The 16,256-nt window shown below is 69.5% G+C and carries 18 protein-coding genes and 1 tRNA gene; 4 read left to right on the forward strand and 15 right to left on the reverse strand.

Annotated features, from left to right (window positions below):
* Positions 1–15 precede the first annotated feature (15 nt).
* The 6 genes from KK087_RS12785 to KK087_RS12810 all read right to left on the reverse strand — a co-directional run bounded on the left by KK087_RS12785 (position 16) and on the right by KK087_RS12810 (position 6,534).
* Positions 16–963: a TolB family protein gene (locus KK087_RS12785; RefSeq protein WP_214565794.1), complete on the reverse strand. Its 948-nt coding sequence runs from the start codon at positions 961–963 to the stop codon at positions 16–18.
* A gap of 141 nt (positions 964–1,104) precedes the next feature.
* On the reverse strand, positions 1,105–1,944 hold the full coding sequence (locus KK087_RS12790) for a carbohydrate ABC transporter permease (RefSeq protein ID WP_214529542.1): 840 nt from the start codon (positions 1,942–1,944) through the stop codon (positions 1,105–1,107).
* Positions 1,937–2,932, reverse strand: a complete 996-nt coding sequence (locus tag KK087_RS12795) for a carbohydrate ABC transporter permease (protein WP_214529543.1) — start codon at positions 2,930–2,932, stop codon at positions 1,937–1,939. Before KK087_RS12795 ends, KK087_RS12790 begins: the two co-directional genes overlap by 8 nt.
* A 285-nt stretch (positions 2,933–3,217) precedes the next feature.
* Complete coding sequence (locus KK087_RS12800) at positions 3,218–4,519, reverse strand: ABC transporter substrate-binding protein (protein WP_214529545.1); 1,302 nt, start codon at positions 4,517–4,519, stop codon at positions 3,218–3,220.
* Between the two features lie 120 nt (positions 4,520–4,639).
* On the reverse strand, positions 4,640–5,791 hold the full coding sequence (locus KK087_RS12805) for a Gfo/Idh/MocA family protein (RefSeq protein ID WP_214565796.1): 1,152 nt from the start codon (positions 5,789–5,791) through the stop codon (positions 4,640–4,642).
* Positions 5,788–6,534 (reverse strand): sugar phosphate isomerase/epimerase family protein, encoded by a 747-nt coding sequence (locus KK087_RS12810; protein ID WP_214529548.1) that lies wholly within the window; start codon positions 6,532–6,534, stop codon positions 5,788–5,790. The genes KK087_RS12805 and KK087_RS12810 overlap by 4 nt, the downstream gene beginning before the upstream one ends.
* Before the next feature lie 144 nt (positions 6,535–6,678).
* Between KK087_RS12810 and KK087_RS12815 the strand changes: the two genes are divergently transcribed.
* Together KK087_RS12815 and KK087_RS12820 are read left to right on the forward strand one after the other, a co-directional pair.
* Complete coding sequence (locus KK087_RS12815; RefSeq protein ID WP_214529549.1) at positions 6,679–7,890, forward strand: ROK family transcriptional regulator; 1,212 nt, start codon at positions 6,679–6,681, stop codon at positions 7,888–7,890.
* Positions 7,891–7,957: 67 nt separating this feature from the next.
* Positions 7,958–8,641, forward strand: coding sequence for a YqaJ viral recombinase family protein (locus KK087_RS12820; RefSeq protein WP_214565798.1), 684 nt, complete (start codon positions 7,958–7,960; stop codon positions 8,639–8,641).
* Positions 8,642–8,649: 8 nt separating this feature from the next.
* Here the strand turns inward: KK087_RS12820 and KK087_RS12825 are convergent, their stop codons facing one another.
* From KK087_RS12825 to KK087_RS12850, 6 genes are all read right to left on the reverse strand, one after another.
* Positions 8,650–9,258, reverse strand: coding sequence for a Pr6Pr family membrane protein (locus tag KK087_RS12825; protein WP_214565800.1), 609 nt, complete (start codon positions 9,256–9,258; stop codon positions 8,650–8,652).
* An 85-nt stretch (positions 9,259–9,343) separates the two neighbouring features.
* The gene (gene rplA, locus KK087_RS12830) at positions 9,344–10,033 is read right to left on the reverse strand and encodes a 50S ribosomal protein L1 (protein ID WP_017888639.1); all 690 of its coding nucleotides are present in this window, start codon (positions 10,031–10,033) and stop codon (positions 9,344–9,346) included.
* 90 nt (positions 10,034–10,123) lie between these two features.
* Complete coding sequence (rplK, locus tag KK087_RS12835) at positions 10,124–10,555, reverse strand: 50S ribosomal protein L11 (protein WP_017888638.1); 432 nt, start codon at positions 10,553–10,555, stop codon at positions 10,124–10,126.
* Between the two features lie 158 nt (positions 10,556–10,713).
* The gene (nusG, locus tag KK087_RS12840) at positions 10,714–11,772 is read right to left on the reverse strand and encodes a transcription termination/antitermination protein NusG (RefSeq protein WP_214565802.1); all 1,059 of its coding nucleotides are present in this window, start codon (positions 11,770–11,772) and stop codon (positions 10,714–10,716) included.
* 134 nt (positions 11,773–11,906) lie between these two features.
* Complete coding sequence (gene secE / locus KK087_RS12845; protein ID WP_371830607.1) at positions 11,907–12,170, reverse strand: preprotein translocase subunit SecE; 264 nt, start codon at positions 12,168–12,170, stop codon at positions 11,907–11,909.
* A 35-nt stretch (positions 12,171–12,205) separates the two neighbouring features.
* Positions 12,206–12,278, reverse strand: a tRNA-Trp gene (locus tag KK087_RS12850).
* 151 nt (positions 12,279–12,429) lie between these two features.
* On the opposite strand from KK087_RS12850, the gene KK087_RS12855 reads away from it, so the two are divergent.
* Positions 12,430–13,656, forward strand: coding sequence for a pyridoxal phosphate-dependent aminotransferase (locus KK087_RS12855; protein ID WP_214565853.1), 1,227 nt, complete (start codon positions 12,430–12,432; stop codon positions 13,654–13,656).
* Positions 13,657–13,758: 102 nt separating this feature from the next.
* Here KK087_RS12855 and KK087_RS12860 read toward each other — a convergent pair whose 3' ends face one another.
* The 3 genes from KK087_RS12860 to KK087_RS12870 are packed head-to-tail and all read right to left on the reverse strand — an operon-like array spanning position 13,759 to position 15,661.
* A complete protein-coding gene (locus KK087_RS12860) occupies positions 13,759–14,787 on the reverse strand; it encodes a UDP-N-acetylmuramate dehydrogenase (RefSeq protein ID WP_214545119.1) in 1,029 nt (342 codons plus the stop codon).
* A 2-nt stretch (positions 14,788–14,789) separates the two neighbouring features.
* Positions 14,790–15,215 carry a MaoC/PaaZ C-terminal domain-containing protein gene (locus KK087_RS12865; RefSeq protein ID WP_214529556.1) on the reverse strand — a complete coding sequence of 142 codons (426 nt, stop codon included), beginning with the start codon at positions 15,213–15,215 and terminating at the stop codon, positions 14,790–14,792.
* On the reverse strand, positions 15,212–15,661 hold the full coding sequence (locus tag KK087_RS12870; RefSeq protein WP_214545121.1) for a MaoC family dehydratase N-terminal domain-containing protein: 450 nt from the start codon (positions 15,659–15,661) through the stop codon (positions 15,212–15,214). The genes KK087_RS12865 and KK087_RS12870 overlap by 4 nt, the downstream gene beginning before the upstream one ends.
* Positions 15,662–15,792: 131 nt before the next feature.
* On the opposite strand from KK087_RS12870, the gene KK087_RS12875 reads away from it, so the two are divergent.
* Positions 15,793–16,191 carry a hypothetical protein gene (locus tag KK087_RS12875; protein WP_214529561.1) on the forward strand — a complete coding sequence of 133 codons (399 nt, stop codon included), beginning with the start codon at positions 15,793–15,795 and terminating at the stop codon, positions 16,189–16,191.
* Positions 16,192–16,256: the final 65 nt, after the last annotated feature.

Below are 16,256 nucleotides of genomic sequence, written 5' to 3' on the forward strand. Positions count from 1 at the left end.
CCGCAGACGCCGCCGCTACCCCGCCACCGGGTAGTCGCAGTACGCGAACCAGGTCGAGTCCGGCGCCCACGGCGGCACGTTGACCGTCCCCTGCCCGCCGTCGAGTACCACGAGGGTCTCCGGCTGGACCGCGATCCGGGCGCCCCGGACGAGCGAGCCGGGCAGCAGCCGGAGCTCGACGCGGTGGTCGGCCGGGTGGCCCTGCACCCCGGGCTCGTACGACAGGTAGAGCAGGTGCGCGCCGTCCGGGGACAGGTGCGGGAACCAGTTCACCCGGTCGTCGTTCGTCAGGCGGACCGGGCTGTCGTGCCCCGGCCAGCGGACGGCCAGCTGGGCGGTGCCGGGGGTGAACCGCTCGGTGTTCCAGAGCAGGATCCCGCCGGCCGGGCTGATCGTGCAACCGTCGTCGGGGTGCCCGTCGCGCGTCACGAACGTCGGTTGCCCGGTCTCCGGGTCGACCATCGCGACGTCGGTGGTCCAGACGCCGTCCTCGGACAGCTCACCGACGATCGCCGCGAGGGCACTGCCGTCGGGGGCGATGCCGTGCAGGTAGAACTTCCGCTTGGTCGGCAGGGCCGCTTCGACGTCGGTGATCCGGACCGCCGATCCCCCGTCGGGCAGCGGGACCCGGTACAGCTCACCGTCGCGGGCGCTCACCACGATCGAGGTGCCCGAGGGGTCGAGCACGTGGTCGTTGTTGATCTCGTCGACGCCGGCCATCGGCACCCGCACGAGCGCTGTCTCGTCGAGGACGGTGTCGCTGTCGGCCGACGGCAGCCGCAGCAGCCAGAGGTCGCCGTCGCCGTTGAGCACCAGGGTGTCGGCGTCGAGGACGTTCGGTGCCTCGACGAGCACCGTGGCTGACTCGAACACGAGCCGCGGCGTGCGGGTCTCGACGTCGTAGACGTGCACGCGGCTGGTCTGTCCGGGCAGCAGCTGCCGCCCACGGGTCTCGTCGCTCATGGTCTCATCCTGTCGGTCGGGTGGTCGGGTGGGTGGGGAGACGGCAAAACACCGGTGTTCGCGCTGCGCACCGCGTGATGCGGGGGTGTCGAGCACGAACACCGGTGTCTTGCGGACAGGCTTTGCGGAAGGGACGAACGCCTACTTCACGGCGCCCGCGGTCAGACCGGCGACGAACTGGCGCTGGACCACGAGGAACGCGGCCACGACCGGGATCGACACGACGAGCGACGCCGCCATCACCTGGTTCCAGTACACGTTCGTCTGCGTCGAGTACTGCTGCAGACCGACCGCCAGGGTCGAACCGAGGCCGTTCGTCATGACCGAGGCGAAGAGGACCTCACCCCAGGCCGTCATGAACGAGTAGATCCCGACCGCCACCAGACCCGGACGGGCCGACGGCAGGATGACCCGGAACAGGGCACCCATCGGACCGGAACCGTCGACCATCGCAGCCTCGTCGAGCTCACGCGGGATGGTCTCGAAGTAGCCGGCGAGCATCCAGATCGAGAACGGCAGCGTGAACGTCAGGTACGTGATGATCAGGCCGAGCCACGACCCGACGAGCTGGATGCCCAGGGTGTTGCCGAGGTTCGTGAAGATCAGGAACAGCGGGAGCAGGAACAGCACGCCGGGGAACATCTGCGTGGAGAGCACCGCGGTGGTGAAGGTGCTCTTGCCCTTGAAGTTCCAGCGCGAGACACCGTAGGCGGCGAACGTCGCGATGATCAGCGAGAACACCGTCGCCACGGTGCAGACCACGAGCGAGTTGATGAAGTACCGGCCGAGCGGCACGGTCGACCACATGTCGATGAACGGCTGGAAGGTGATGGTCGACGGGATCCACGTGAAGTTGTCCTGCACGTCGCCGAGCGGCTTCATGGCCGTGGTGATCATCACGTACAGCGGCACGACCGTGAACAGGGTCAGGACGACCAGGGTGATGATCTTGAAGGACTTGGCGCCAGTTGTCTCACGCACGGACGGACCTCCGGTTGGTCACGGCGAGGTAGATGCCGGTGACGACGAGCAGGAAGAGCAGGAGCAGGACGCTCATCGCGGCGCCGGAACCGAAGTTCCAGGTGATGAACGACGCGTTGTAGATGTGGAAGCTCAGCAGGTCCGCGGCGGGCGGCTGGGCGGTCGAGCCGAACAGGACGAACGGCGTGTTGAAGTCGTTGAACGTCCAGAGGAACATCACGAGCACGAGCGTCACGTTGACCGGGCGGACCATCGGCAGCGTGATCGAGCGCCACTGGCGGAACGGCTTGGCGCCGTCGACCGAGGCGGCCTCGTAGACGTCGTTCGGCACGGACTGCAGACCGGCCATGAGCATCAGGAACGCGAACGGCCAGGTCTTCCAGATCGCCACGACGACGACGGCGACGAAGGCGTTGTTGCCGATGAGCCAGAACGGGGCCTCCCCACCGAACAGGCCGAGTTGGTCGACCAGGAGGTGGTTCAGCGCTCCGGAGTCACGCTGGAACATGAACTTCCAGGTGATCACGCCGGCGTACATCGGCAGCGCGTACGGCACGAGGAACAGGGTGCGGAAGAGCCCGCGACCCGCGAACGGCTTCTGCAGCGCGACGGCTGCCGCCATGCCGAAGGTCCACGAGAGCCCGACCACGAGGACCGTGAAGGCGCAGGTGATGAGGAACGAGTTGAGGACCCCGCGGCCGATCGCCTGGTCGAAGTCGACGGCGACCTGGTAGTTGCGGAAGCCGGCGAAGGGCGCGGCACCCCAGTTTGCGATGAAGTACTTGGTGAGCTGGATGAACGAGATCCAGATGCCGACGAGCATCGGGACGATGTGGATGAGCAGCTCGAACAGGATGGCCGGCGCGACGAGCGCGTAGGGCAGCCAGTGGATCTTGCGCTTGCGACCCGGCGGACGGCCCGACATCGTCGGGGCCTTCGTGTGCGTCGGGTCGATGCGCTCCGAGTCGGGCAGGACCGTCGTGGACATCTGGTGGGGCCTTTCGGCAGGAGGGGCGTGCAGGTGCGGTCCGCGCAGGCCGTGGCGGCCTGGGCCCACGCGGCCCGGTTCCGACGCGGTGCGGAGCTTGCGGAGCAGCGTGGCGGCCGAGGCCGTGGGGGGAGGCGCGGGGTGCGTGGGGCAGGAGCCTCACGGCCGACGGGTGGTCGGCCCTGGGGCGTGCGCCTCACGGCCGACGGGTGGTCGGCTCTGGAGCGACAGGGGCTGGAGGCCCGGGCGCGTCGCTGCGGACGCGACCCGGGCCTCCAGGGTGGATCAACCGGCGGCCTGGGACACCTGGTCCTGGGCCGTCTGCAGGGCCGACTTGATGTCGGCCTCGGAGACGGTGGAGCCGGTCGCGATCTTGGCGAACATGTCGTTCATCGCCTTGCCGACCGTGGACTCGAACTGGTCCTCGGCAGGCACAAGCGGGAGCGGCTTCGCCTTGTTGTTGTAGATGTCGAGGAACGTCTTCGTCTGCTCGTCCTCGACGGAGTCAGCAGCCTCGGCGAGGACCGGCAGAGCCGAGTACGGCTTGTCCAGCGTCGTCTGCGTGTCCATGCTCGTCATGTACTTGACGAACTCGAGCGCGCCGTCCTTGTTCTTCGTGTTCTTGAAGACGGACAGGTTGATGCCGGCCGGGAACGAGGCGATCTCCTCGCCACCGGTCGGGGCGGGCAGGGCGACGACGCCGTACTCGGACGACTTCATGCCGAGGGACTCGATGGTCGCGTTCGCGTTGTTCTGGTTGAGGATGAACGCGGCCTTCTTCTTCGCGAAGTCCGTGGTGGACTGCGTCGCGTTGTCGTACTGCGCGTTCGACGGGTTCGCGACCTTGGAGTCCTGCATCAGGTCGAGGTAGCGCTTGATGCCGTCGACGTTGGCCTTCGACGTGAAGGTCGGCTTGCCGTCCTCGTCGAACCACTCGCCACCGTTCTGCGCCGAGTTGATGAACGCGAAGTGCGAGTTCTCGGTGTACGAACCGCCGGCGAGGCTGAAGCCGTAGGTGTCGCCCTTGGTGAGCTTCTCGGCCGCGTCGACCATCTCCTCCCACGTGGTGGGCGGGGTGATCCCGGCGTCGGCGAGCATCTTCTTGTTGTAGTACAGGCCGTACGCGAGGCCGTAGAGCGGGACGCTCGTGACCGTCTCGCCGGGTGCGCCACCGGTGGAGAGGGCGACCTTGCCGAACTTGTCCTCGCCGCCGATCGCCTTCATCTCGGCGTCACCGAACTCCTGGAAGGCGCCGGTGGCCTGGAGCGAGGTCGCCCAGGTGTTGCCGATGTTGACGACGTCCGGGCCCTGGCCCGAGGTGACGGCGGTCTGGATCTTGTTCTGCAGGTCGTTCCAACCGATGACCTGGAGGTCGACCTTGATCCCGGTCTCCTTGGTGAACTTCTTGAGGACGGGGGTCAGCACCTCCTTGTCGTTCTGCAGGGAGGTGCCCTGGTTGGACGCCCAGTAGGTGAGCGTCTTGGAGTCGCCGGCGTCGCCGGACGACCCGGAGGAGCAGGCTGCGAGGCCGGACACGGTGAGTGCGGCGGCCGCGGTGATGGCCAGTGCGCGGATGGCAGTGCGCATGACTCTCTACTTTCTCGTCGTTGAGATGGTGCAGGGATGGTGCAGGAGGTGGAGCTGGTGCTGCGGTGGAACGGTCGTGCTGGTCGGGTGCTGCTGTGGGTGCGGGGGCGCCCGGGCCGGTCAGGCCAGGGTGCGCTCCGCGGGGTCCCAGCCCTCGGGGAGGGTCGGGGAGGGCGACACGGTGCTCTCGACGAGCACCGCCTCGCCACGTTCTGCCGCCTCGGCGATGGAGACCATCACGTCGAGGACGTGGAAGGCGAGCGCACCGGGGACGCGGTTCTCGTCGCCGGCCCGCAGGGAGCGGGCCAGGTCGACCACGCCGGTGCCGCGCGAGTACGTGGAGCCGACCGCGGGGATCGTCTCGGGCTCCTCGGAACCGAGGGCGTACAGCTCGGTGTTGCCGTCGAAGTTGTTCGGGTCGGGGAACACGACGGTGCCGGTCTCCCCCGCGATCTCGACGAAGCCGGTGCGACCGCGGTCGGACTCGAACGAGAAGACGCTCTGCGCGCTCCCGCCGTTCTCGAACTCGATCAGCGCGGAGTGGTTCGTCGGCACCTCGACCGGGAAGTCCGTGCCGGCCTTCGGCCCGGAGCCGATGGTGCGGGTGGCGCGGGACTTCGACGCCGTCGCCGTGACCTTCTTCACCGGTCCGAACGTCTGGACGAGGGTGGTGATGTAGTACGGGCCGATGTCGAACAGCGGACCGGCACCGTACGCGAAGAGGAACTCGGGGCTCGGGTGCCACGACTCGGGGCCGGGGCTCTGGAAGAGCGTCAGGCCGTTCAGGGGTGTCCCGATCCGGCCGTCGCGGATGGTGCGGAGCGCGGTCTGCAGGCCGGCACCGAGGAACGTGTCCGGGGCGACGCTGACGGTCTTGCCCGCGGCGGCCGCGGCGTCGCGGAGTTCCGCGGCGCTGGCCCGGTCGAGGGCGTAGGGCTTCTCGCCCCAGACGTGCTTGCCGGCGGCCAGGGCCTGCAGGGCGACCTCGACGTGGGCGGCCGGGATCGTCAGGTTCACGACGATCTCGATTTCGTCATCGGCCAGGAGCTCCTCGACGGTGCCCGATCCGGGGACGCCCCACTTCTCGGCCTGGGCGGCGGCGCGCGGCAGGTCGATGTCGGCGATGAAGCGGACGGTCACGTCGGGGAAGACGGTGAGGTTCGACAGGTACTGGTCGGAGATGACCCCGGCGCCGATGACGCCGACGCCGACCGGGCCGGTGCGGGTGCCGCTGTCGGTCGCCGTCGCAGCGGCGGTCGTGGTGTCGGTCATGCGCGGGCCCCCTCGAGGAACGTGTAGGAGTCGGCGACGGCCTGGAACACGTCACCCTCGTGGTCGTCGAGCTCGACGACGTGCAGTGCGTCGGGCGCGGCGGCGATGATGTCGCGGATCGGCATGATGCCGTTGCCGACGGCGACCTGCTGCTTGTCGTCGTGCGAGCCGTCACCGTCCTTGACGTGCAGGAACTGGACCTTGTCGCCGTACTTGCCGATGACCGCGACCGGGTCGTCCCCGCCGACCTGTACCCAGTAGGTGTCGAGCTCGAGGACGACGTCGTCGGACAGGGCGTCGGCGAAGACCTCGTAGGCGCTGACGCCGTCGATGCGGTTCGAGAACTCGAACGCGTGGTTGTGGTACCCGAGCACCAGGCCGTGGTCGGCGGCGCGCGGGGCGAGGGCGCTGAGTTCGCGGGCGATCGCCTCGACGTCCTCGCGAGTGGTCCAGCGGGCCTCGTCGATGTGCGGGTCGATGAGGGTCCCGAAGCCGAGGGTGGTGGAGGCGTGGAAGATGCGCTCGAGGTCCTGTGCACCGGCGTCCAGCAGACGGGCGTGGCCGCTCGGGGCGGCGAGGCCGGCGCCCTGCAGGGCTGCGGCGAGTTCGTCGGCGTTCTCGACGAAGCCGAAGGCCTCGACGTTCGTGTAGCCGATGTCGGCGATGCGCTGCAGGGTGCCGGGCAGATCAGCACTGAGGGCATCGCGGACCGTGTAGAGCTGGACCGAGAGCGGTTGGGTCACCAGGGGTTCTCCTCGTCGAGATGGTGCGGTCGTCACTGACCGATCGTCACACTACGAGCACTTCTGTCGGCGGTCAAGCAGAAGTCCGAGGAATGTCGACGGACTTCATTGCGTGGCGCGAAGGATGTGTGCTTCACTCCCCACATGGTCGACTTGAACCGGACGGCAGCGTCGCCTCCGGTCGGGACGAGCGAGCTCTTCCAGATCCTCCGCGACGGCGTGCCGCGCACCAGGGCCGAGCTCGCCGCCCTGACAGGACTCGCACGCTCCACCATCGGCGTGCGCCTCGACTCCCTGATCGACATCGGTCTCGTCGGCGCCGTGGACACCGCGGTCTCCACCGGCGGCCGTCCACCCGCACAGGTGGCGCTGAAGCCCCGCGCCCGACTCGTCGTCGCCGCCGACCTCGGTGCCTCCCACGGCCGGGTCGCCGTCACCGACCTGGTCGCGGCACCGCTCGCCACCCGGGAAGCCCGGATCGACATCGCCGCCGGCCCGGTCCCGACGCTGTCCTGGCTCGTCGAGACGATCGACGGTCTCCTCGCCGAGGTCGGGCGCAGCCGCCAGGACGTCATCGCCATCGGCATCGGCGTGCCCGGACCCGTCGAGTTCTCCACCGGACGACCGGCCAACCCGCCGATCATGCCCGGCTGGGACGGTTTCGACGTGCCCTCGTGGCTCCGTCAGCACATCGCCGCGCACGTGCTGCTCGACAACGACGTCAACATCGCGGCCCTCGGTGAGCGGGAGCACGGCTGGCCCGACATCGACCACCTGCTCTTCGTCAAGGTCGCCACCGGCATCGGGTCGGGCATCGTCTCCGAGGGCCGGCTGCAGCGCGGTGCCCAGGGCACCGCTGGTGACATCGGCCACGTGCGGGTCTCCCGCGCCGGCGACGTCCCCTGCCACTGCGGCAACACGGGCTGCCTCGAGGCCGTGGCCTCCGGTCCGGCCATCGCCCGCGCACTCCGCGCGAAGGGGCACGACGCGCACACCGGCGCGGACGTGATCGACCTGGTGAACCGGTCCGACCTCGACGCGATCTACGCCGTCCGACAGGCCGGCCGCGACATCGGCGAGGTCCTGGCCACCTGCATCTCGCTCATCAACCCGTCCGTCATCGCACTCGGCGGCTCGATCACGCAGGCCGGGGAGCACCTGCTCGCCGGTGTCCGCGAGGTCGTCTACTCGCGCTCGATGCCGCTGGCCAGCGAGCACCTCGTGATCGTGCAGTCCCGCGCGGGGTCGCTCGCCGCGCTGCAGGGAGCCGCCGCCCTCGCCATCGGCTACGCCCTCTCCCCCGCCGGGGTCGACGAACTGGTCGCCTTCGCCGAGGGGCGCGAGCTGGTCTCCTGACGCACACCCCCGATCGCGTGAGCGCGTCGGTTTCGGTCTTGCCGGTGGTCGGGGGGACAATCGTCGGGTGACGATCGTGCAGCCCACCCTGTGGGGCGACCTGGACCCCGGTCTGGAGGCCCTTCCCGGGTCGACCGCGCCGGTCCCGGCTGCGCGTGATGCGTTCACCGCCCTGCGCGGCCACACCGAGCGCATCGTCGCGCACTCCTCGGACCGCGTCGCATGGCTCCGCGCCCGTGCCATGGGCATCACCGCGACCGACGTCGCCCGGCTCGCCTCACTGCGCGCGGTCGAGGCCGTCGTCACCGAGAAGCGCTACGGCTCCCGGTTCTCCGGCAACGCGTTCACCGAGCACGGCAAGGACCGCGAACCGGTCATCGCCGCGTGGGTGGCGGCGACGCACGGCATCCAGCCCTCGGCGCACCTGTTCCACGCCGCCGCGAACCGCGCCCACCTCGCCACCCCGGACGGCGTCGGGGTCGACGAGTCGTCGCGCGTGGTCCTCGCCGAGATCAAGACCACCGGCAAGGCCTGGCGGAGCATCCCCCGGCACTACCTGCGGCAGATCTGGTGGCAGCAGTACGTGCTCGGCGCCGACCGCACCCTGTTCGTCTGGGAGCGCCACGACGGGTTCGTGCCGGTCGCCGACGAACCCGAGTGCCGCTGGGTCGACCGCGACGACGACCAGATCCGCGGGCTGGTGCAGCTCGCCGACCTGGTGCTCGACAAGCTCCGCGGCTTCCGCTCCTAGCCCGTCTCCTAGACCTTCACCAGCCGCAGCCGGCTCATCCCCACGACGAGGATGCCGAGCAGGGTGATCGAGACCGCGATCCCGACCACGTAGATCGCGACGACACCGTAGCCCTGCCCCGGGTCGAGGAACGGGTACGGCACCCACCCGTCGGTCGCACCGCGGACGAGCACCACGGTGGTCCAGACCGCGGGGTAGAGCAGGAACCACCACACGTGCCGGAGCAGCAGTCGCGCCCGGTCCGAGAACAGCAGCCAGTCGAGCACCGCGTACACCGGGATGATCTTGTGCACGATGTCGTTCGACCACGGCACCGACGCCGAGACGTTGGCACCGGTGAGCAGCGTGTTGTAGACGATGCCGGTCGTCGCGATGTACACCGTCGCGGCGCCGCGGAGCACCGAGACGGTGAGGTCCGCCCGCTTGCGACGGGCCGCGGCCACGAGCGTCACCGCGAGGGCCACGGCGACGATCAGGTTCGACTGGATCGTGAAGTAGCCGAAGAAGTTCCAGAACGAGTAGGTCGGGGTCCGCGAGCTCTCGAGCCACTGCGCGACGACCGCGACGACGACGGCGATGAGGGCGATCAACCGGAGCGAGTTCACGAGGGTGCGCACCGCTCCACGCTACCGGGACGGCTCCGGGACACGCGGAAAGGGCCCACACCGTTGCCGGTGCGGGCCCTTCCACGAGTCAGACGACTCAGATGCTGTTGACGTCCAGCGGGATGCCGGGACCGAAGGTCGTCGAGACGGCGCCCTTCATGACGTAACGGCCCTTCGAGGACGACGGCTTGAGGCGGTTGATCTCCTCGAGCGCGGTCGAGATGTTCTCGTCGAGCTGCTCCGGCGTGAACGAGGCCTTGCCGACGACGAAGTGCACGTTGGCGTGCTTGTCGACGCGGAACTCGATCTTGCCGCCCTTGATGTCGTTGACGGCCTGCGCCACGTTCGGGGTCACGGTGCCGGTCTTCGGGTTCGGCATGAGGCCACGCGGGCCGAGGACCTTGCCGAGACGACCGACCTTGCCCATGAGCTCGGGGGTCGAGACGGCGGAGTCGAACGAGGTGTAGCCCTCGGCGACCTTCGCGATGAGCTCGTCGCCACCGACCTCGTCGGCGCCCGCGGCGATCGCGGCCTCAGCGGCCGCACCCGTCGCGAAGACGATGACGCGGGCGGTCTTGCCCGTGCCGTGCGGCAGGATGACCGTGCCGCGGACCATCTGGTCGGCCTTGCGGGGGTCGACGCCGAGCTTCAGCGCGACCTCGACCGTGGAGTCGGTCTTCGAGGAACCGGTCTCCTTGGCCAGGGCGACGGCCTCGGTCGGGGTGTAGAACTTGTCGGCCTCGATCTTCGCGGCCGCGGCCTGGTAGGCCTTGGACTTCTTCGCCATGGTGGTCTCCTTGCGAGATACGTGGTTGGCGAGCCGGCGAGGCTCTCCCACGGAAAGGTGTCTGGTGGTGGGCCGGAGCCCGATCGGTGCTTAGGCCTCGACCGTGATGCCCATCGAGCGTGCGGTGCCGGCGATGATCTTCGCGGCCTGCTCGATGTCGTTGGCGTTCAGGTCGGCCTGCTTGGTCTCGGCGATCTGACGGACCTGGTCCATCGAGATCTTCGCGACCTTGACCGTGTGCGGGGTCGAGGACCCCTTCTGCACACCAGCAGCCTTCTTGATGAGCTCGGCGGCCGGCGGGGTCTTCAGGACGAACGTGAACGAACGGTCCTCGTAGACGGTGATCTCGACCGGCACGACGTTGCCACGCTGCGACTCGGTCGCCGCGTTGTACGCCTTGCAGAACTCCATGATGTTGACGCCGTGCTGACCGAGCGCCGGACCGATCGGGGGGGCCGGGTTGGCGGCTCCCGCGTTGATCTGCAGCTTGATCAGGCCCGTGACCTTCTTCTTCGGTGCCATGACTTGTCTTCCTCCTGGAATCGAACACACGGGGACCCGTGCACTCTCCCGCTGGTCCGGCCGTTCCGGACAGCGGTGAAGGCCCGCTCGCACGAGGCGCGCGGGCCCAAACCCGTTCAGTGTAGTCGATCTCGGTGATCGCTACAGCGTGGTGATCGCTAGAGCTTGGTGACCTGGTCGAAGCTGAGCTCGACCGGGGTCTCACGCTCGAACAGCGAGACGAGGACCGTGAGCTTGCCGCTCTCCGGCTTGATCTCGGAGATCGAACCAGGCAGACCCGCGAACGAGCCTTCCTTGATCGTGATCGTCTCGCCGACCTCGAAGTCGACCTCGGCCGCGGGCTGGGCCTGCAGCGAGCCGCTGCCCTTCGCGCCGCCCTTGGTGGGGGCCGCCTCGGCGACCTGCACGAGGGACTTGAGCATGCCGAACGCCTCGTCGAAACGGAGCGGTGTCGGGTTGTGCGCGTTGCCGACGAAGCCGGTGACGCCCGGGGTGTGCCGGACGACGGACCACGAGTCCTCGTTGAGGTCCATGCGGACGAGCACGTACGAGGGGATCCGGACGCGGGTGACCAGCTTGCGCTGCCCGTTCTTGATCTCGACGACGTCCTCCATCGGGACCTCGACCTGGTAGATGTAGTCCTCCATCGACATCGAGACCATGCGGTTCTCGATGTTCGACTTCACGCGGCGCTCGAAGCCCGCGTAGGAGTGGATGACGTACCACTTGCCCGGCTTCATCCGCAGCTCGGCCTTGAAGGCTTCGTACGGGTCGACCTCGGCGGGCTCGTCGTCCTCGTCCTCGTCCTCGGCGTCGAGTGCCTCGTCGGCGGCGAGCGTCTCGTTCGCCTCGGCGGCGGTCTCGGACTCGAGTTCGACTTCTTCCTCGTCCTCGACGGCCTCGACGGCGGCCTCGGCCTCGTCGGCGGAGTCGATCTCGAGTGCGTCGTCCACGACGGCGTCGGCCTCGGGGTCGCGGGCTTCCTGCAGGGCGGTCAGCGCCTCGTCGAGGCCCGCGTCGACGGTGCCGTCGTCGGGCTCGGAGCTGAGGCCGAGCGACTCGTCGTCGTCGCCCTCGATCGAGATCGCACGCTCTTCAGCGGACTCGACGGAGCGTCCTTCGCCGGTCTCGACGTCGCCTTCCTGGTTCTCCTCGACCTCGGAGGACTGCTCGGCAGCCGTCGCGAGGTCGATGTCATCGCGGGAGTTGTCAGACACAGTCGATTCTTTCCGTTCGGTGGTTCGGGTCGGGGTGGCGTTCGGTCATGGTCACGGGCAACGCCGTCACGATCGACGCCGTCTCGGGCGACCGTACTCCTCGGAACAGCCGCACACGGCAGCCGACGTCGGGGTCAGGCCGTGGGCCCGTTGCCGAAGACGTACCCGACGCCGAGTCCGAACACGAAGTCGAGGATCGACACCAGGATCATCATGACGACGACGAACACGAGCACGACGCCCGTGTAGCTGAAGAGTTCCTTGCGGGTCGGCGTGACGACCTTGCGCAGTTCGCCGATCACCTGGCGGATGAAGAGCACGATGGCAGCGATGGGCCCGCGGCGCTCGGCCCGGTCCTGCTTCGCCTTGGCGACGACGTCGTCCGCCGTCGTCTCCATGTCTTTGCTCGCCAACTTCTACCCTTCCAGAGTTGCAGGGCGGACAGGACTCGAACCTGCAACCTGCGGTTTTGGAGACCGCTGCTCTACCAATTGAGCCACCGCCCTTCGGACGCGGTTCGACACCGATCCGCGTTCCGGTGGACGAGTCTACGGGAGTCCGTCACACGGTGTCCACTTGACCCCTTCCACGGCGTGCCGCGCCGGTAGGCTGGACCCCGTGAGCACCGCAGCCCCAGGCCCCGAGTCCACCGCCCACGTGTCCGTCGACACCCTCGCCACCGCGCCGGCCGATCGTCCGCGCATCGCGTCCCGCATCGCGGCCATCGCCGAGTCCGCGACGCTCAAGGTCGACGCGAAGGCCAAGGCGCTCAAGGCAGCCGGGCGGCCGGTGATCTCGTTCGCCGCGGGCGAGCCCGACTTCGCGACCCCGCAGCACGTCGTCGACGCGGCCGTCGCTGCCGCGCAGGACCCGAAGAACCACCGGTACACGCCCGCGACCGGTCTGCCCGAACTCAAGCAGGCCATCGCCGACAAGACCGCCCGGGTGTCCGGCATCGCGGTCGACCCGTCGCAGGTCATCGTCACGAACGGCGGCAAGCAGGCGGTCTACCAGGCCTTCCAGACCATCGTCGACGCCGGAGACGAGGTCCTGCTGCCGGCGCCCTACTGGACCACCTACCCCGAGGCGATCCGCCTGGCCGGTGGCGAGCCGGTCGAGGTCTTCGCCGGCAGCGACCAGGACTACCTGGTGACGGTGGAGCAGCTCGAGGCGGCCCGCACCCCGGCGACCAAGGCCCTGCTGTTCTGCTCGCCGTCGAACCCCACCGGCGCCGTGTACTCGGCGGAGCAGACCCGGGCCATCGGCGAATGGGCGCTCGAGCACGGCATCTGGGTGATCAGCGACGAGATCTACCAGGACCTGGTGTACGACGGGGTCCGGTTCACCGGCATCCTGGCCGAGGTCCCCGCCCTGGCCGACACGACGATCCTGGTGAACGGCGTTGCGAAGACCTACGCGATGACCGGCTGGCGCGTCGGGTGGTTCATCGGTCCGACCGACGCCGTCAAGGCCGCGTCGAACCTGCAGTCACACCTGTCGTCCAACGTCTCGAACGTGTCGCAGCGCGCCGCGATCGCCGCCCTGACCGGCCCGCAGGAGCCCGTCGCCGCCATGCGAGAGGCCTTCGACCGCCGCCGGAAGACCATCGTGGACGGCCTCAACGCCATCCCGGGCTTCCGGACGCCGACCCCGCAGGGCGCCTTCTACGTCTACCCGGACGTCACCGCGCTGCTCGGTCGCGAGTGGGCCGGTTCGACCCCGACGACCACGCTCGAGCTGGCCGACCTGATCCTCGAGCACGCCGAGGTCGCGGTCGTCCCGGGCGAGGCGTTCGGCCCCTCCGGCTACCTGCGCCTGTCGTACGCGCTGGGCGACGACGACATCGCCGAGGGCGTCGCCCGACTGGCGACGTTCTTCGCGTAGTCCCTCCGCATCCGCAGGACGGGCCACCTCATCGAGGTGGCCCGTTCGGCGTTCCGGGAGGCCCGTGGCACGTCGTGCTCGTCCGTCCCGTCGTGTGGACGATCAGCCGAGCAGGTCGCCCACCACGACGGGTTCCGGGACGAGCGAGACGCCGAAGCGGTTCAGGACGGTCACCTGCACGAACCGTGCGAGCTCGGCCACCTGGGCGGCCGTCGCCCCACCCCGGTTCGTCAGGGCGAGGGTGTGCTTCGACGAGATCGCCGCGCGGGATCCCGGCACCGCGTACCCGCGGTGCACGCCGGCGTGCTCGATGAGCCACGCGGCACTGAGCTTGACGTCGTCGCCCGCGGGCCAGCGGGGCGCATCCGTCGGCAGGGTCTCGGCGAACGCCGGCGAGACGATCGGGTTCGTGAAGAACGACCCCGCGCTCCAGGTGTCGTGGTCGTCCCCGTCGAGCACCATCCCCTTCGAGCCGCGCAGCCGCAGGACCTCGTCGCGGACGGTCGAGGGCGGCACGAGCGCACCGAGGTCGACACCGAGCGAACCGGCGAGCTGCGCGTACCGCACCGGCACGCCCTGCTCCCCCGCGAACCCGAGCCGGAACTCGACCGTCAGCACCACCCCGCGGCGACCGTGCTTGAGCGTCGACGTGCGGTAGCCGAGCGCCAGCTCGGCTGCCGGGACCCACGCGCGCTCCCCCGTGGCCGCATCGAGGAACTCGACGCGCGTGAGCACGTCGGCGAGTTCGACCCCGTAGGCGCCGATGTTCTGCACCGGGGACGCACCGACCGTGCCCGGGATGCCGCTGAGTGCCTCCAGGCCGGTCCAACCGTTCGCGACGGTCGTGGCGACGAACGGGTCCCACGGTTCCCCCGCGGCGACGCGGACGGTGACGCCGTCGGCGTCGCGCTCGGCGTCGACGCCCGTCGTCCGGACCAGCACGACCGTGCCGTCGAAGCCCTGGTCGGCGACCAGCAGGTTGCTGCCGCCGCCGAGGACGAGCCACTCGTGGTCGTCGAAGGCGTCGAGCGCGTGGGCGACGAGGTCGTCCGTCGTCGTGGCCGTGAGCAGCCGGGAGGCGGCCCCGCCGACGCGCAGCGTCGTCAGGTCGGCCAGCACCGGCTCGGACACGGTCAGCGGAACACCACCGTGACCTGCGCCTTGCCGAGCACGGTCTGCCCGGCGGCGGTCACGGTGAGGTCGATGCGCTTCGGACGGCCGTCCTCGTCGACGGTGCCGACCTTCGCGACGATCCCGACGGTGGCACCCTGCTCCGGGTCGACGACGACCGGACGCGTGAAGCGGACGCCGTAGCCCGCGACCCAGCCGCTGTCACCGAGCCACTCGGCGACCGGCTGCACGGCGATCCCCATCGTGAGCATGCCGTGGGCGAGGACACCGGGCAGGCCGACCGACGCGGCCACGTCGTCGCGGTAGTGGATCGGGTTGAAGTCGCCGGATGCGCCGGCGTACCGGACGAGCGAGTCGCGGGTGACGTGCACGTCACGCTCGGCGACGACCGTGCCGACCTCGAGCGCGGTGGCTGGTGCGGCGGTCATGCGTCGTCTCCTCGGACCACGAGGGTGGAGGTCGCCGTGACGACGTGCTCCCCCGAGGCGTCGTTCATCGTGCTCTGGGCCGTGACCATCGCGTTGCCACCGAGGGTCTTCACGCTGGTCACCGTCAGCGTCGCGGTGAGCTCGTCACCGGCGACGATCGGACGGTCGTAGGTGAACGACTGCTCACCGTGGACGACGCGGGAGAAGTCGATGCCGGCGTCGGGCTCGTTCAGGAGCTGCGCGAGCGTGGCCTCCTGCACGACGACGGCGAAGGTGGGGGGTGCGACCACGTCGGCGTACCCGGCCGCCCGTGCGGCGTCGGGGTCGTGGTGGACGGGGTTGGTCGCGAACACCGCACGCGAGAACTCGCGCACCTTCTCGCGGCCGACCAGGTAGGGCTGGGCCGGCGGGAACGTCCTGCCGACGAGCTCGGGGTTCACTGACACCACGGCAGTCTACCGACGCCCGTCCTGGGGCCTGTCGTCCATGAGAACGCATCAGTTAGACTGTCTGATACCGATTCGGGGGAATCGGCGCGTGCCCCGGGGCACGAGTTCGTTCGGGACGGGGAGAGCCGATGGACACCACGACCGAGTTCGCCGTGCACACGGGCGACCGGTGCACCGCCATGGAGGTCGCTGCCGCAGCGCTGCGCCGCACGGGACACCACGTCGAGTCGACCGGCGGCACGATGACCGCGACGGCCGGCAGCCGGGTGCTCACCATCCTGCTCGGCGCACTCGTGCAGCCCGCGCGGGAGTACCGGCGGTACGAACTGTCGACCATCGTGGACGGCGCCACCACCACCATCACGCTGCGGCGGACGGGACACATGACGGCCGTGTCCGGCGGGAGCATCGGCGCGAACCGGCGTCGCGCCGCCTGGCGGGACGTCACCGTCTCGATCGAGGACGCCTTCCGCTCGGCCGGCGTGCTGGCGACGCGCACCGACACCGGGTCGCACCGGACGCACTAGCCCCGCCGCGGCGCCGAGGGAGCGACCGGCCATCTATGTTGGGCGTGGTCCCCATGAAAGGAACC

This window comes from Curtobacterium aurantiacum (assembly GCF_018598555.1).
Taxonomy (GTDB): domain Bacteria; phylum Actinomycetota; class Actinomycetes; order Actinomycetales; family Microbacteriaceae; genus Curtobacterium; species Curtobacterium aurantiacum.

Excerpts from the sequence above, each read along its gene's own strand:
- KK087_RS12785 (WP_214565794.1), bottom strand. The coding sequence starts at position 963 with ATGAGCGACGAGACCCGTGGGCGGCAGCTGCTGCCCGGACAGACCAGC.
- KK087_RS12795 (WP_214529543.1), bottom strand. The coding sequence starts at position 2,932 with ATGTCCACGACGGTCCTGCCCGACTCGGAGCGCATCGACCCGACGCAC.
- KK087_RS12800 (WP_214529545.1), bottom strand. The coding sequence starts at position 4,519 with ATGCGCACTGCCATCCGCGCACTGGCCATCACCGCGGCCGCCGCACTC.
- KK087_RS12805 (WP_214565796.1), bottom strand. The coding sequence starts at position 5,791 with ATGACCGACACCACGACCGCCGCTGCGACGGCGACCGACAGCGGCACC.
- KK087_RS12815 (WP_214529549.1), top strand. The coding sequence starts at position 6,679 with ATGGTCGACTTGAACCGGACGGCAGCGTCGCCTCCGGTCGGGACGAGC.
- rplA (WP_017888639.1), bottom strand. The coding sequence starts at position 10,033 with ATGGCGAAGAAGTCCAAGGCCTACCAGGCCGCGGCCGCGAAGATCGAG.
- rplK (WP_017888638.1), bottom strand. The coding sequence starts at position 10,555 with ATGGCACCGAAGAAGAAGGTCACGGGCCTGATCAAGCTGCAGATCAAC.
- secE (WP_371830607.1), bottom strand. The coding sequence starts at position 12,170 with ATGGAGACGACGGCGGACGACGTCGTCGCCAAGGCGAAGCAGGACCGG.
- KK087_RS12865 (WP_214529556.1), bottom strand. The coding sequence starts at position 15,215 with ATGACCGCCGCACCAGCCACCGCGCTCGAGGTCGGCACGGTCGTCGCC.
- KK087_RS12875 (WP_214529561.1), top strand. The coding sequence starts at position 15,793 with ATGGACACCACGACCGAGTTCGCCGTGCACACGGGCGACCGGTGCACC.